This is a genomic window from Enhygromyxa salina, assembly GCF_002994635.1.
Classification (GTDB): domain Bacteria; phylum Myxococcota_A; class Polyangia; order Nannocystales; family Nannocystaceae; genus Plesiocystis; species Plesiocystis salina_B.
The window spans coordinates 26,656-41,585 of sequence record NZ_PVNL01000013.1 but is presented as its reverse complement, the minus strand read 5'-3'; the positions used below and the strand labels follow the sequence as shown (position 1 = coordinate 41,585).

The window sequence follows — 14,930 nt, the reverse complement described above, 5'->3', positions numbered from 1 at the left end:
CCCGTTTGGGTCGAGCGTCTAGCTGCGCGCGGCCTTCATGATCCCGAGCTGGACCATCTGCAGCTCGGCACCGATCGCCAGCGCGCTCCCGGCCGATACGGCCAGGATCTTGCCGCGGCTCGGCAGCGCGGCGAAGCCCATCGAGAAGCTCTCACCCATCGCACTCGATGCGGCCCCGGACACGCCACCCCAGGCGGCGCTGACCACCATGCCGAGCACGGTCGGCTTCTCGTGCGCAAACCCGGCGCTGATCAGGTGGTTGATGTCGGAGGTGCCGACGCCGACCACCCCCTTGCCCGCGACCACCATCAAGGACTGCTTCTTCAGCGACTCGGTCACGAACTTGCGCATGAGCCCCTTGCTCACGGGCATGTCCACCAGCGAGGCCGCGGAGCCAGTCACCGCGCCGCAGATCGCCCCCACGAACATCGCCTTCAGCAGCGACTGGCGCGAGCCGCTGTCGCTCGGGTCGAAGTTGTTCCTGGGGTTGAGCATGTAGAGCGCGCCGTTCTCGGCTGCGCCCATGACTGCGCCCCCGAGCGTGCGGGCGCCGATGTGGCCGACGGTCGTCAGCGCGGTGATGGCTTTCGGTCCCAGGCAAGAAGCGGCAGTCTCGGTCGATGCCGCGATCGACCCGACTGAGGCCTCGGGGAGCGGGGCCCCCGAGCCGACACCGGGCTCGACCGAGCCCGTGCTGCCATAGCTCTGTTCACCGGTGCGGACGAGCGCGGTGGTCTCGTCCTTGACCTCCTCGAGCCCCTCAATCTGCTCGAGCCGCTCGCCCGTCTTCACCACCTTTGACACGGTGTTGCCGACGACGACGGTATCCTCGACGACGTCGGCCACCTCGGCGCCGCCGAGCAGCGAGTCGACAGCGGCGGCCGCGACGTCGCTGAGTCCGGCGCTCGCGAGCGACAGCGCAAACCCGGCCGCGAACACCACGCTCATCGCCACCAGGCCGAACCATGACACCTCGCCGGTCGGATCGACGTTGCTGATCGGCTGGTTGCCGACGAACACGTAGGGGCTGGGGAACTGGTGCTGGGGATCGACGGCGTGGAACCGGCGCAGGACCGGATCGTAGAGCCGAGCCGGGAACGCGTAGTAGCCGGTCTCGCCGTCGAGCTCCTGGCCCATGAACCGCGACAGCAGGGCCCCGGTGTCACCGGACTCGGCGACCACGCTGCCAAACGCCGAGTAGGCCAGGCTTGCGACCGGGTTGCCCTGCTCGTCGATCAGGTGGCGGACGCTCTGGAGCGCGTCCTTGATCGGGTAGCAGACCTGCTCCCCGATGGTGGCGAGCAAGCCCGTCGCGCCCTGGACGGCCGCGCTCCAGCGACCGTTCTCCCAGACCGCGAGCGGCCGCGTCGAGAGCCCACCGAAGTACAGCCGGGTCGACGCGTTGGCCCCGAGGGTCTGCTTGATCAGCCGTTGGTTGGCGGAGCCGTAGCCGATCACCGCCGCGCCGCCAGAGCCCGAGAAGCCGGAGGGCAGCAGCAAGACCGGGTCGTAGTCGGTGATCGTCGAGCCGACCGAGCTGAGGTTTCCGAACTGGTCGTAGCCGAGCGCCACGGGCTGCTGCTCACCGACTTGCAAGGACAGGATCTGATCCGAGTCGGGGGCCCGAGTCGCCTGCATGGTCACGCCGTCGAGCTCGGCGCCGAGGATATTGCCGCTTTGGTCGGTGCTCGACAGTGACTCGCTCCACTCGAGCGCGCCGCTGGCCGAGGCGCTGCCGAGCTGCTTGCGGGGGTCGTACTCGAACGCGTGGGTGGTGACGCCAGCGGGCAAGGGCGCGGCGCTGGTGTCGGTTCGTGCGTGGATCGTGGAGTCGGGGTTGTAGACGTAGGCTTGCTCCCAGCACGGGGCCCCGCCGTTGATCGCGACCGAAGTCGTGGCGAGCCAGCCCTGGGATCCGTAGCCGTTGTCGATGTCCAGGACCCCGGCGCCGACTTGCTCATGGATGAGGTCACCGCTGGGCGAGTAGGTGTAGCTCGCCAGGTCGGTGGCCCCGGCCGCGCGACCGACCGCGAGCAGCCGGCCGTTGTCGTCGTAGCCATAGTGGACCTCGGGGATCGGGGAGCCCTCGGGGTAGCTGAGGCACACGATCTCGTCGGTGTTGTTGTAGGCGTAGCGGAAGCAGGCGCTCGGCAGGCTCGGCTGATCGACGACCATCTGGGTCATCGACGTGGTCCGACCCCGGCGATCGTAGCTGTAGGTCTCGGTCACGCTGACCGGCGTGGCGGCGGGGTCGACGGTGGTCGCGGCGGCGGTCGTGGTCGTGACCGTCTCGCACTGGCCGAGCATCGACGGATCGCTGCCATCACCGTCGTAGCCGAAGCTGCGGGTGACGACCCGGCTCGAGTCCGCGAGCGGCCAGCTTGGATCCGAAATCATCTGCGGGAGGGTGTCGCGGTCGACCTCGACCCGGCCATACTCGAGCGGGCGGCCGATCGCGTCGTACACGAAGTAGGCGACGGTGGTCGCGTCGCCGATGCCCGCGATCCGGGTCCGCCCGGCGGGATCGCGGACCGTCCAGCCCGCGGCGATTCCGGGGCTCTCGGTGACCACGGTCTCGCCGACCGCGTTGTTGATCTGGGTGTTGGTGAAGTGGTTGGGTGTCAGCGCCTGGGTCTTGCCGACCACGTGACCGCGCTGCTCGAGCCACTCTCGCAGACACTTGGTCTGGGTCAGGACGTCGGCCGAGGCGTCGACAAGCTCGGCGGCGACCTGGTTGCGGTTGAACGCCCGCCAGCGCTTGGTCGCGTTGCCGAGCGGCCCGGTCGTGAGCTCCTCGTAGTAGCTGCCCGCGGCGATCTCGACGCCACCGAGGTTGATCGCCGCGTTGCAGCCGTAGCTGCTCCACGTGGTCTGGCGGGTCGAGGGCGGCTGGCTGACGTCGTGGATCGCCGTGCTGGTCCCGGGCAGACCGCTCTCGAGCTTGCGCCCGCGGGGGGCGAGCTCGTAGCGGGTCCCCGTGTAGGGGTAGCCGCCGTCGTCGGACGGGGTGTAGCCGTCGATCGTCTGACCGCGGTAGTAGTCGGCGACGGTCCCGGTCAGCACCCAGCTGTCGGCCATCGCGGCCAGGAACGCCTGACGATCGACGAACCCGTTCAGGTAGGCGAGGATCGGCAGGTCGGTCGGCTTCTCGAAGCTCGCGGGCGCGAACTTGGTCGAGGCCACGGTCCGACCGAGGGCGTCGGTGATGGTGGCCGCGACCGCAGCGTCGCCGCCACTGAGGGTCTGCGACTGAAGCGCGACCCCGTTGCCGTCGCTGTAGTCGAGGCTGACCCGCGGGCCACCGCCGACCCCGAGGTAGCGCAGCGCGAGCGGGCCTGTGGCGATCAGCGTGATGTCGCTGGGCACCCCTTCGGTCCACGGGCTGCTGTAGATCAGCTGGTTGCCGGCGAAGAACAGCAGCTGGCCGTCACCGAACACCAACAGCCAGTCGCCGGCCATGCTCGGCGGCTGGGCGAGCGCGCGCGGGGACCAGGCCGGTCCCGACGCGGTCCACCCGAGGCCGGGCTCCCACGCGATCGTGTGGTTGTCGGCGAAGTCGAGTGAGATCGACTTGCTCGGCCCGCTGGGGGACGCGATGCCGACGACGACGGCCGCGCTGGTCAGGCTGTCCGGACCTGGGATCCAGCTGAGCGAGCCGCCGTCGGTCGTGCTCAGCAGGCCCGGCGCTTGGGTCCAGGCTGAGGCGTTGTTGGGGGACCAGCGAGCTCGCCACTCGCCGCCGCGCCGAAAGTCGTCGCAGATCCCAGCCTCCGCCAGCACCACCTGAAGCGCACCGTTGGGGGCGCTGGTCGAGAACTGGCCGTCGCTGGAGTTGGCCCGCGAGAGGCTCTTGCCCCCGGCCTTGCGCAGGATCCCGCGCTCGTCGATCGCCCCGGTGACCTGCCGGAAGGGGTCGTAGAGCGAGCGAGTCGCAAGCCCACTCATGGTCATCCCGCTGACGGTCTGGTTGTAGCGAGGCTCGTAGGCCTGGGCCGAGAAGGTCGCGCCAAGCGGGATCAGGTAGACGCTGTCGAGCAGGATCTCGACGCTCGTGGAGTTGCTGGCGGCGATCGTGATCGAGCTCGGGCGAGCGTTGGCCTCGAAGGGCAGGCCGATCGAGCGGAACGCCCAGGTCCCGTCGGTCGCGGTCAGCGGGATCGGCTCGGGGGCTGTGCCACCGCCCGAGTAGCGGATCGTCCAGCTGGTGCCCGCGCCGGGCTCGAAGCCGACCGGGGTCTTGATCGCAAAGCCCAGCACGTAGCCGTTGGCGCCCGGGAGCACCTCGACGGAGGTGGTCACGCTCGCGGCCGCGCCGAGCCCCACGGACTGGCCGCCGAAGTAGGCGTCACCGACGACCTCGCGGGTCCCGGCCAGGGTCCAGCCAGCGTCGACCTCGTAGGCCTCGAACCCGAGGTACGCCCACTGACCGTCCGTGATCGAGCCGTTGTCGAGGCCCGCGATCGGTAGCGAGCCGCTCTTGTCGTAGAGCACCGAGGACGCCACATCCATCGCGTCGAGGCTCTCGATGCTCAGGCCACGTGCGTTGCGAACGTTCACGCACTCGGTCCGCCGCCAGCCCTGGACCGAGCTGCTGGGCTGATAGCTGGCGAACGGAAACTCGGCGCGGTCAGGGTCGCCGAGCCACGCAAAGCTGGCCTGCTTGGCCGGCACCACCACGCTCGCGCCCAGCTGCGAGGCCCACGCCTTCCAGGTCGTCGCCGTCGCGGCGGTCGTCAGCGCATTCTCGCCGGCCCGCTGCCACTGCGTCGTGGTCTGGACCGCCTGCGCGCGCAGGTTGAGGGTGCGGAACACTCCCTGGCTGACCGCGTCGTCGAGCTGGATCGCCAGGTAGCTGCCGCTGGTCTGGCTCTCGATCACCCCCGACGAGCCCATGCCCGAGGTGGTCGTGCTCAGCGGCGTGGTCGAGAACGGCGCGTCGAAGCCCGCGGCGCGGTAGCTGCTGGTCCGCGTCGAGCTGACTCCGTCCTGGACCAGGCTGCCGCCGGACTGGACCGCGAAGCCGCCCCGGAGCGGTCGCGAGGGGACGCTAGCGTCGCTCGGGTCGGGCGCGATGTCCTGGTAGACCTCCCACGCGAGCTCGGCCGCCGACAGCTGCAGGCCCTGGCTGTCGTGGGCCTCGAGCGCCAACATCATCCCATCGAGGGCCGACGCGCCGAGCTCCTGGCCGACGACCTGCTCGACCCCGTTGAGATAGCGGACAGCGACGAAGCCGTAGGGCGCGTCGCCGCTGGCCGGGGCCTCGGTCGCCGGATCGAGCACGAGCGTCGCGACCCCCGGGGCGACCACGGAGCGGTAGTACTTGATGAACTGCCCGCTCGGGTCACAGGCCGCGGTCGTCGGGTCAATGCTGATCGCGGTGGCGAGCGGGTGGCCGAAGCCGTTGTCGGTCTCGAAGGTCGAGACCTGATAGTGGCGGATCTTGCCGTCGAGCTCGTTGCCGACGTAGCGGTACAGCGCGTAGCTGGGCGCCTGGGTGAACGAGATCGCGGTGTCGGGGACCAGCAGCAAGGTCGCCGGGCCGGCTGGGCTGACCCCGGGCTGTCCGTAGTCGGGATCGCTGCTGGCGATCATCCGCATGCCCGCGCCGACGTCGGTCTCGGCCAGCGCCTGACCGTTGCCGAGCACGAACGCGGCGGTCGGAGCACGGGCGCCGGTCGCGGTGACCGTGGCGTTGAAGGCGATGAACGCCGGGCCTTGATTGATGGTCGCGGCGGTCTCGAGCGCCTCGCCAGCAGGGATCAGGTCGGCGAGGTTCTCGGTCGGGCCCGCCTGAATCACGGTGCTCCAGTCGGCCGCGTCATTGCGGTAGTAGAGGTACTCACCGAGCGTCAGATAGTCGCTGGTGCCGGCCGAGGGCCACGCGTCGGTGCTGCCAAACGACGCGCTGCTGGGGATCGCCCGGGCGCCGTTCCACGCACCGACCACGCCCGCGTCGTAGCCGACCACCCGGGCCCCGTCGGGGGCCACGTGCTCGTTGGCGTCGACATAGATCTGGACCGCGTAGTCGGGCCCGTAGGCGTAGCGCTGGTTCCAGCCCGAGCTCGGCGTTGCGATGACCAGGGCCTCGTTGAGGAGCCACACGAGCCCGTCAAACCGCCACAGCCGACCGCCGACGGCGACCATGGTGTCGGCGATGAGCTGCGGGACCCAGTCGATCTGCGCCGAGTCGGTGGCGCTGAAGCTGGTGACCTGGACCTGGTAGTCGGCGTCCCACTGCAGCATCGTCACGCTGTAGCTGAGGCTGGTCGAGCCCGCGCTCAGGAGCTGGCCGACCACGACCACCGAGGCCCCGGGGATCAGCACCGCCTTGCTGGGATCGTTGAGGTTGGACAGAGTCCCGCTGGTCCCGGATCGCCAGATCAGGCGGGGGTCGAGGTAGCTCAGCGCGTAGCGACCCTGGGCGTCGAGGGTCAGGCAGTACTCACCCCGGGCCACGACTTGGGCGCCATCGCCGAGCGTGTCGGTCGTGTTCGACCACTCGCGCGTCGACCACCGCCACGTCAAGCGATCATAGGCGTAGCTCTGCAGCGCGGGGGCGTAGTGGACCAGGAAGAAGGTCCCGCCCGCGGCGAGGGTGGCGGGCCCGTAGCTGGTCGAGTAGCTCAGACACGGGGTGCTGGGTCCCGTCTCGATGTCGGCGATCTCGGCTGGCAACCAATTGCCGGTCGTCCGCGGATCTTTGTTGAACACGTAGACCTTGCGCTGCTCGGCGCTGACGTAGGAGATCGCAACAAAGTCGGTCCCGGTCACGACCTCGAGCGAGTCGAGGTCGAAGCCCGCCGCCTCGGTCGCGAGGATCGGCCCCCACGCGGGCGCCCACGCGTCCCAGCGGCCTTGCCAGGTGTGGATCGCCAGCGAGGCCTTGTTGCCGAGCAGGTCGAACCACATGGTCACCGCGTAGTCGTCACCAAACCAGGTCCGCGGCGTCACGGAGGTACCAAGCTCCGCCGGGGGCACGACCGCGAGGGTCCGATCACAAAGATCGAGCTGCTGCTCGGTGTAGCGCCAGCGGCTGGTCCCACCGACGGCCGAGGTCGCCGAGGCCAGCGCGCCGGGGCTGTAGCCGGACTCCTGCGTGGCGTCGAGATAGTAGTTGAAGCAGATCGGTGGCTGGGCCGCGCCAAACTCGTTGCTCAGGGTCACCGAGGTCAGGTAGCGCTTGTAGAAGTCACCAGAATCGCCGTTGGTCGGCGACGGGTTGACGTTGGCGACCGCGCTGGCCGAGCCGTTGCCCGGTCGCGGCTCATAGCCAAACGCGATCCCGTAGAGCCGCTCGCCCTCGGGATCCACGACCTCGATCGACGCGAGATACTGGGTCTCGTAGCGATCCTGCCAGCCGTTGGCGACGTTGTCGGGCGTCTGTTTGTGCGGATCGGCGTACTCGCGGGGGCTGCCCGTGCCGCTGGTCCACAGCTTGTCGGCGTAGCTGAACGCGGCGCGGCGGCCGAACACGTCGGTGATGCTGGTCAGGTAGCAGGCCTTGGTGTAGGGCTGCCCGCCGCTGCACACCAATTGCTCGACGACCGGGCGAACGCCAGTGTTGGGGTCGGCCGGCCATTGCTCATTGTAGGCATAGCGGATCTGATCCCCCCACAGATTGGTGCGACTCGCGAGGTTCCAGGCGCGCGCGACCTGGCGTTGGCCGTTGGGCTGCGAGGACGCACCCGACCACCGCGCGGCCCCGCCTGACGCCGAGCTCCAGACCACCGCCCACTCGACGCTGTCGCCGACCGAGCGCGAGAATCCCTGGACCGCGGGGTCGGCGAGCCCGCCGTAGGACGACACTTGGCCGGCGTCATCGATCACCACCCACCGCTCCCAGGTCGGGTAATAGAGCACCTTGCTGAATTGAAACTGGACGAGCTGATACGCCTCGCCGCCGTCGAACGCGGTCCAGCCACTCCCGGCGGGAGCCAAGACAAACTCGCGCTGCTCGGCCGCGTCGATGATCCGCAGCCCGCCCTCGAGCTCGGGCGCGGCGGCCACGGTCGCGCTTGGATCGACGGCCAGCCCGCGCTGGCCAAAGCTGCTGATCAGCGCCTGGGATACCGGCTGTCCGGGGAGCAGCGAGCCGGCCTCGGCCGCGCTCAGATCGAACAACCTCGGCTGCTCGGGCTCGCGGACCAAGAGATTCGAGCCACCATTGCGGACCAGCGCGTAGCGGCGGGCCCCGGCGGGTTCGGCCGGGCTGCCCTGAAGCTCAATCGCGTCACCGGGGCAGCTCCAGCCCAGGCCCACGACGCTCGTGGGTGCCCCGCGATTGAAGGTCATGGCGTCGTGATAGACGTTGCTCTGGTACAGCAGCGAGACCTTGACGTCGGTGGCCTCGGTGCGGCCGGGCATCGTGAACAGCGGCTGCTCGAGGTTCACATCGCCACGAAACAAGTTGACGCTGTCCTTCACGCTGCCGGCGGTGGTCGCGTTGAACTGGAACGAGCGAATGGAGGGGACCGAAGGGGACGAGGCCTGTTTTGACATTGGAGCACCAAAGCGGAGGGCAAAGAGCGAATCAGCACGTGAGCTCGTGGCGCGACCATTCGCGCCACGAACTCACGTGACTCGTGACAATGGACTGTGATGTGGGGATTGAAGGGGAGGTCGGCGATCGGGGTGACTATGCGTAGATTCCGATGATCGTCATATTGATGCCGCTGACGTCGTCGTCCTGATCGTGGCTCGGGTGGCCCTTGTCGGTCATGTAGGCTTTCGGGCCCGGCACGATCACGTTGGTCCCCGACACGTAGGGCTGACCGGTGCCGGTCTGGGGCCCAATTTGAAGCGTGGCGACGTCGTGGGCCTTGCCGCTCGGGTAGGTGGCCGTGAACCCGCTCAAGAACGCCGCGCAGTCGATCAGGTTGGTGTTGGCCGGGATCGCGTCCGCGAACGAGACCGTCACGTTCGAGCCGCTCTGTTGGTTGCTGATGGTCTTGATTGCGAACCCGGGGGTCGAGACGCCGGTCAGGACCGCGCCGCCGATCAGCTCGACCTCGGCGACGTGTTGGCGCTTGTTGTCGACCATGTCACCGCTGAGCGCGATGTTGGTCCCGCTGAGGGTCGCGCCCATGCTGATCGTCATGACCTGATTGTCGCCCTCGCTGTAGTGGGCTTCGAATCCGCCGAGCGCGGGCCCCGAGGAGTAGACGGTCGACGGGATCGAGCGGGGCTCGTAGGTGCTCCCGCTGGCTTGCAGCACACCGGTGCTGAGGCTGACCGTCCCCGTGTTCGAGCCGGTCCAGCCGAGCACGGTGAAGTCGACGTACGAGGTCTCCGGGTCGGCTTGGTTGCCGCCGTTGTCGTACATCTGGGCGGTCATCGCGAGGGGGACCACGCCGGTGGCCCCGGTCCCGAGGGCGGCCGAGGCCTGAATCCTGGCGACGTTGTGGCCCTTGCCCTTGGTGAACGAGAGTGAGTAGCCGCTGAGGCCGAACATCACCGGGGTCACCGCTTGGCCAAAGTCGAAGTTGACCGTCGAGTTGGTGCGAAGAGCGGAGAGTTTGGTGCGTTTCCAGATTGCTTTGAGTGCCATCGATAGGTTCCTTGTCGGGTGTGGCGCAGACCTTCGGTTCGGGACGAACTCGACGCGGCCTCGCGCTCGCCCAGACCTGGTGCAGCGCACGTGCCAGTCCAACTCGGGCTCAGACCGCACGCAACGACGCTGGTTGACGCTCGCCTTGGTGCGCGCACGCTCGCCGCACGTGCGCGCACGTCGACAGCTAGAGCGTCGGCGTGTAGCGTTCAACGGCGGTGGAGACGGTTACGATCAGCGCGGATCAGAGCTCGGCCGACGCGGTCCGACGGGTGCCCGAATTTCCCGCGTTGGTCGTGGTCTGGAGCCGTGACGAGCCCGAGCGGATCGGCGAGGTCTTGCTCACGGACCCCGCGCGCGAGCCCGACGGTGGCTGGATCTTCGGTCGCGGGGAGGGTCCCGGTGAGGCTTCGGAAGAGCGCCTGGCGCTGATCCGCCAGCGACCGGGCAGCAACCAGGTGACGGGCGCGCTGACCAGCTCGCGGATCTCGCGGGTCCAGCTGCGGATCCGCGCGAGCCAGGCCGACTCGCTGACGATCGAGAACCTCGGCCGCCGAACCCTCGAGATCGACGGAAGGGTCGCCACGCGGCCAGTTCCAGTTCGGGTGGGCGCGGTCGTCGAGCTGCGCGGTGAGCTGGTCTTGCTGGTCGCCCAGCGTCCGGCCGAGCTGCCTGTGATCGAGCTACCGGAGCAGCTGCTGCCCAGCTTCGGGCGCGCCGATGCGTTCGGGATGGTCGGCGAGAGTCCGCCCGCGTGGGCCTTGCGCGGGCAGATCTGGTTCGCGGCCCAGCGCGACGTCCACGTGCTGGTCGGCGGTCCGAGCGGGGTCGGCAAGGAGCTGGTCGCGCAGGCGGTGCACGCGTTGTCGGGCCGGGCGCGCCAAGCCCTGGTCTCGCGCAACGCGGCGACCTTCCCCGAGGGGCTGATCGACGCCGAGCTGTTCGGCAACATCCGCGACTACCCCAACCCAGGGATGCCCGCGCGGACTGGGTTGATCGGCGCGGCCCACGACGGCTCGCTGTTCCTCGACGAGATCGGCGAGCTCAGCCACGAGCTGCAAGCCCACTTGTTGCGGGTGCTCGATCGTGGCGAGTATCAACGGCTTGGCGACGCCCGAGCCCAGCGCGCGGACCTGCGCTTGATCGCCGCGACCAATCGCCGGTTCAATCAGCTCAAGCACGACTTCGCGGCCCGGTTCCGGCTTCAGATCGCGGTCCCGGGCCTGCCCGAGCGGCGCGAGGACATCGCGCTGTTGATCGTCGAGCTCCTGCGCCGCCTGGCCAGCGATGACGCGAGCGCTGCGCGACGCTTGTTTGGCGGCCGCGATCCCGCCCACGCGTTTCCGGCGATCGAATCGAGCTTGATCCGCGACCTGATCGGGCGCAGCTACAAGACCCACGTCCGCGAGCTCGACGGGTTGCTGTGGACCGCCCTGATGCGCAGCGCCGTCGAAGGTCGCAGCCAGCTCGACCTCGATCCAGCGGCCGCAGCCACGGTCGAGCCCACGCCTGCGCCGATCGCCAGGGTCGATCACGCGAGCCTGACCGCCGCGCAGATCAGCGCCGCGCTCGAGCAGGCAGGCGGGGTTCGGGAGCGAGCCTGGCGGCTGCTGGGGCTGCGCAACCGGTTTCAGCTGCTCCGCCTGATCAAGAAGCACAAGCTCGACCAGCCGGACGGCTCGTGACGGGGGCGAGTGGCCGTCAGTTGACCGCGAGGATGCCGGAGTCGGAGAGCACGTTGAACACGTTGACTGTATAGGTGGAGTCGGACGCCCCGGTGGGCTGGACCAGGGTCGCGGACGCCTGGCCGAGGCCGTTGTCGATCAGCTCGCCGACCAGCGCCTGGGCCTCGTAGATCGCCACGGTGCTGACGCTGTGGCTCTGATCACTGACCTGGATCACGACGAGGTTGTAGGTCTCGACCTCGATCGGATCGGGGATCGGACGGCCGGCGCCGTCGGTCCAGCCGCCCGAGCCGGTCCAGATCAGGCTGACGGTCGCGTTGTTGCTGCTGCCGCCCTTCCCCCAGGTCACGTGGACTTTGGGATCGTCGCTGACCAGCACGCTCGCCTTGACCGTGAGCGCGGTGCTGCTGAGCGCGAGCGGGCCGAGGTGGATCGCGTCCTGGTTGCCGCTGCCTTGATCGTCATGGATGAACGGAGCGACCTTGGCTCCGAAGATCTGGCCCCCAACTTCGATCGTGACGAAGGTCGTGTAGTCCACGCCTTCGACCACGGACAGGTAAAAGTCGTAGCTCGAGCCGGCGGAGAGGGTGAATTCGTCGAGCGACTCCCAGTCGTCATGGCGGGCGTGACGACCACGCAGCGAGCCGCTGTTGTTGGAGTTGGGGTCGTGCCATTGGATGCGAAATGAGTGGGTCATGGTGAGCTCTGCACATGGGAACCGGTGGCGGCGGGGTGAAGCTCAATCAGCCAATGATTGATCGCCGCAGCTCGATCAGCTTGTCCGAAGGCTCCGTAGTGGGCGTGGGCCTGCTGAGCGAGGGCTCGGGCCGCGGCGTGATCCCCCTGCTGAGCGAGGGCACGGGCCGCGCTGAACTCGACGTCGGCCTGCTCGAGCGGCTCTCCGGGGGTGGCATGGTGAAGGGAGAGGGCCCGCTCGAGATCGGCCTGGGCGCTCGCGGCATCGCCGAGCGCGAGCCGGGACTGGCCACGACCCTTGAGCGGAAACGCAAGATCGAAGTGGTCAGCGGAGAGCCGACGCTCGATCGCTTCGATCGCCTGGGTGTAGGCCGCGAGCGCGCCGGCGTGATCACCGAGGGCGGCCTTCGACTCGCCGATGTTGCTGTGCAAGATCGCGAGGGTCGGGTGGTCGGCGGCGAGGATCGGCGACCTCAGGGCGAGGGCCTCTCCATAGGCGGCGAGCGAGGCCGGGTAGTTTCCAGCGTAGAACTCCAGCACACCGATCGCCTCGTGGGCGTCGGCGCGCCACTCGGGCGGTCCGACCCCGGCGGCGAGCACGTCTTCGTACAAGCCCCGCGCCCGGTCGAGATCCCCGGTCGTGAGCGCGAGCTTGCCACGGGCGAGATCGATCCGCGTCACGCGGGTGGCGTCGGTCCCAAACGCCGCGACCGCGATCGCCCGGGCCCGGTCGAGGTGCACATGGGCATCCTCGAAGTCGCCGCGCTGGCCGGCGAACAGGCCAAGGTCGAGCTCGATCTCGGCGAGTCGCAGCGAGCCTGGGCCGAGGTGTTGGGCGGCGGCCGCCCGGGTCGCCTCGAACTCGAGCGCCGCCTGATCATGGCGACCGAGGTTGGCGAGCATGCGGGCGACGTTGACGCGCAGGAGCTCGGCGCGAACCGTCTGACCGTTCGTCGTCGCGGTCGCCACGGCGGCCTGAAATTCGCCGAGCGCGGCCTCGTATTCGCCGTGGGCATCCAGCAGCCAGCCGTGGGCGACGTGCAGGTCGACCCGACGAGGATCGTTGGCGCGACCGACCCGATCGACGGCCGCGCGGGCGTCGGCCACCAGCCACTGCTCGAGCTCGGGGCGACCCCAGGTCCCGGCTGCGTCGATCGCGACCCGGGCACGAAGGCTCGCGGCCTGGTCGTCGAGGTGCAGCGCTTCGGCGGCCCGGGCCGCGTCGAGCACCGCGGGCAGCCCTCGATCGCGGTCGCCGTTCCACAGCAGGCGCTCACCCGCGAGCGCCTGGATCTCGATCGCCAAGGGCGGGTAGTCGGAGCCCAGCTCGGCCAGGGCGTCGACGCTCGCGTCTGCGTCGATCAGCCGTCCGGCGTCGGCCAGCGCGCGGGCGCGGGCGAGCGTCTCGAACCCGCGGCCGATCGCGGCGGCCCGCTCCGGGTTCTCGGGCGGGGGGTAGCGAAGCTCGACCAGGTCCGCGCTCGCGCACGCGTGGAGATCGGGCAAGCGGGCGAGCAGCTCGGGGCTGCGGGCGATCAGCTCGGGATCGGCGTCGGCGAACAGCTCGGTCACCGCCCCGAACGCCCGCAGCTGACGATCGAGGCAGCTGGTGCGCTTGTCGAGCATCGCTTCGGACTGCCGGCCCTCGACCCACGTGGCCTGGCAGGCGTGCTGTTGGCTGCGGACCCAGTCTTCGGCCCAGGCGTCGAGGCTGGCTTCGACGAACGCGGTGGTGGGCGCGGGATCGGACGCACCCCGACTCCAGGCCGCGCGGACCGACGCTCGGCGGGGCTCGTCCCAGACTCCGGCGAGGGCTGTGTCATCGAGGCTGCACCTGGGCCCGGGTACGGCCGGCTCGGCGAGCAGCCACGGCCCGGCGATCGCGGCCCCGAGCACCGCCGCGACACCGACCGCCGCCCGGCGCCGCCTGGGGCCCGCCAGCGCCCGCCTGAGTTGGTCGAGGAGCGCGTCGACGCTCGCCCAGCGGTGATCAGGGTCGCGGGCGAGTCCGTGGACGATCGCCGCTCGGACCCGACGGGGGACCCCGCGGTGGTCCTCACCCGGTGCGATCTGGCCGCTGAGCATGGCCGCGGTGATCGCCTCGGTGGTGTTGCCGGGAAACGGTCGGATCCCAAACAGCGCCTCGTACGCGACCGCGCACAGGGCGAACTGATCGGTCTTGGCGTCGCTGGGCCGGCCCTGGAGCTGCTCGGGCGCCATGTAGGCCGGGGTCCCGAGGATCGTGCCTGCGCGGGTCACCGGCTGGTCGAGGAGTCCGCGGGACTCGGGGTCGAGCAGCGCGTCGTCGTCGGTCTGGTCGAGCGAGCCCGCCTCCGAGACGCCGCGGACCAGGCCGAAGTCGAGCACGCGGACCCGCCCGTCAGCGCCGACCATCAGGTTGTCGGGCTTGAAGTCGCGATGGATCAAGCCGGCGGCGTGGGCCGCCGCGAGCCCGCGCCCCGCCCCCAACAGGATCTCGATGATCGCCTGCCAGCTTCGCTCCGCCTCGGTCAGCCACGCGCCCAGGGTCTGGCCATCGATGTACTCCATCGCCAGGTACAGCGCGTCTTGGTGGGCGCCGATCTCGTAGATCTGGACCACGTTGGGGTGCGAGAGGCGAGCCAGGCCCTGGGCCTCGCGCTCGAATCGAGTCTGGGCCGAGCTCGACCGCACCCGCGAGTTGAGCAGCTTGATCGCCACGCGCCGATCGAGGGCTTCGTCGTAGCAGGCATAGACGACGCCCATGCCGCCCTCGCCGATCTTGCGGATGATCGGGTAGCGGCCGACTCGCAGGACCCCGTCGTGATCGGGCTTGGGCTCGCCTGTCCACGCGGGTCCCGGCTCGAGTCCCGGCTCCAGATCGGGTGGCTCTTCCGTCGGATCGGTCGTCGCGTACTGTTGGGTCTCGCTGTCCATCGCGGGCGCCCGCGATCCTCGGTGGACCGGCGGGCGACGATACCCGACTCGCGGGGCCTCGTGCACGTGAAGCCCTCGCGCCGGGC

At 69.6% G+C, this 14,930-nt stretch carries 5 protein-coding genes; 1 reads left to right on the top strand and 4 read right to left on the bottom strand.

Translation table 11 applies throughout. The features are described 5' to 3' along the window. Positions 1-18: 18 nt before the first annotated feature. Positions 19-8,499, bottom strand: coding sequence for an RHS repeat domain-containing protein (locus ENSA7_RS02350; protein ID WP_106087554.1), 8,481 nt, complete (start codon positions 8,497-8,499; stop codon positions 19-21). Between the two features lie 136 nt (positions 8,500-8,635). Further along, positions 8,636-9,547 carry a hypothetical protein gene (locus tag ENSA7_RS02345; protein WP_106087553.1) on the bottom strand — a complete coding sequence of 304 codons (912 nt, stop codon included), beginning with the start codon at positions 9,545-9,547 and terminating at the stop codon, positions 8,636-8,638. A gap of 218 nt (positions 9,548-9,765) precedes the next feature. On the opposite strand from ENSA7_RS02345, the gene ENSA7_RS02340 reads away from it, so the two are divergent. Further along, positions 9,766-11,232, top strand: a complete 1,467-nt coding sequence (locus ENSA7_RS02340; RefSeq protein ID WP_106087552.1) for a sigma-54-dependent transcriptional regulator — start codon at positions 9,766-9,768, stop codon at positions 11,230-11,232. A 16-nt stretch (positions 11,233-11,248) separates the two neighbouring features. On the opposite strand, the gene ENSA7_RS02335 is transcribed toward ENSA7_RS02340, so the two are convergent. Together ENSA7_RS02335 and ENSA7_RS02330 are read right to left on the bottom strand one after the other, a co-directional pair. Next, positions 11,249-11,929 carry a hypothetical protein gene (locus tag ENSA7_RS02335; RefSeq protein WP_106087551.1) on the bottom strand — a complete coding sequence of 227 codons (681 nt, stop codon included), beginning with the start codon at positions 11,927-11,929 and terminating at the stop codon, positions 11,249-11,251. Next, positions 11,926-14,844 (bottom strand): serine/threonine-protein kinase, encoded by a 2,919-nt coding sequence (locus ENSA7_RS02330; protein WP_106087550.1) that lies wholly within the window; start codon positions 14,842-14,844, stop codon positions 11,926-11,928. Before ENSA7_RS02330 ends, ENSA7_RS02335 begins: the two co-directional genes overlap by 4 nt. Positions 14,845-14,930 lie beyond the last annotated feature (86 nt).

Excerpts from the sequence above, each read along its gene's own strand:
- ENSA7_RS02335 (WP_106087551.1), bottom strand. The coding sequence starts at position 11,929 with ATGACCCACTCATTTCGCATCCAATGGCACGACCCCAACTCCAACAAC.
- ENSA7_RS02350 (WP_106087554.1), bottom strand. The coding sequence starts at position 8,499 with ATGTCAAAACAGGCCTCGTCCCCTTCGGTCCCCTCCATTCGCTCGTTC.
- ENSA7_RS02330 (WP_106087550.1), bottom strand. The coding sequence starts at position 14,844 with ATGGACAGCGAGACCCAACAGTACGCGACGACCGATCCGACGGAAGAG.
- ENSA7_RS02345 (WP_106087553.1), bottom strand. The coding sequence starts at position 9,547 with ATGGCACTCAAAGCAATCTGGAAACGCACCAAACTCTCCGCTCTTCGC.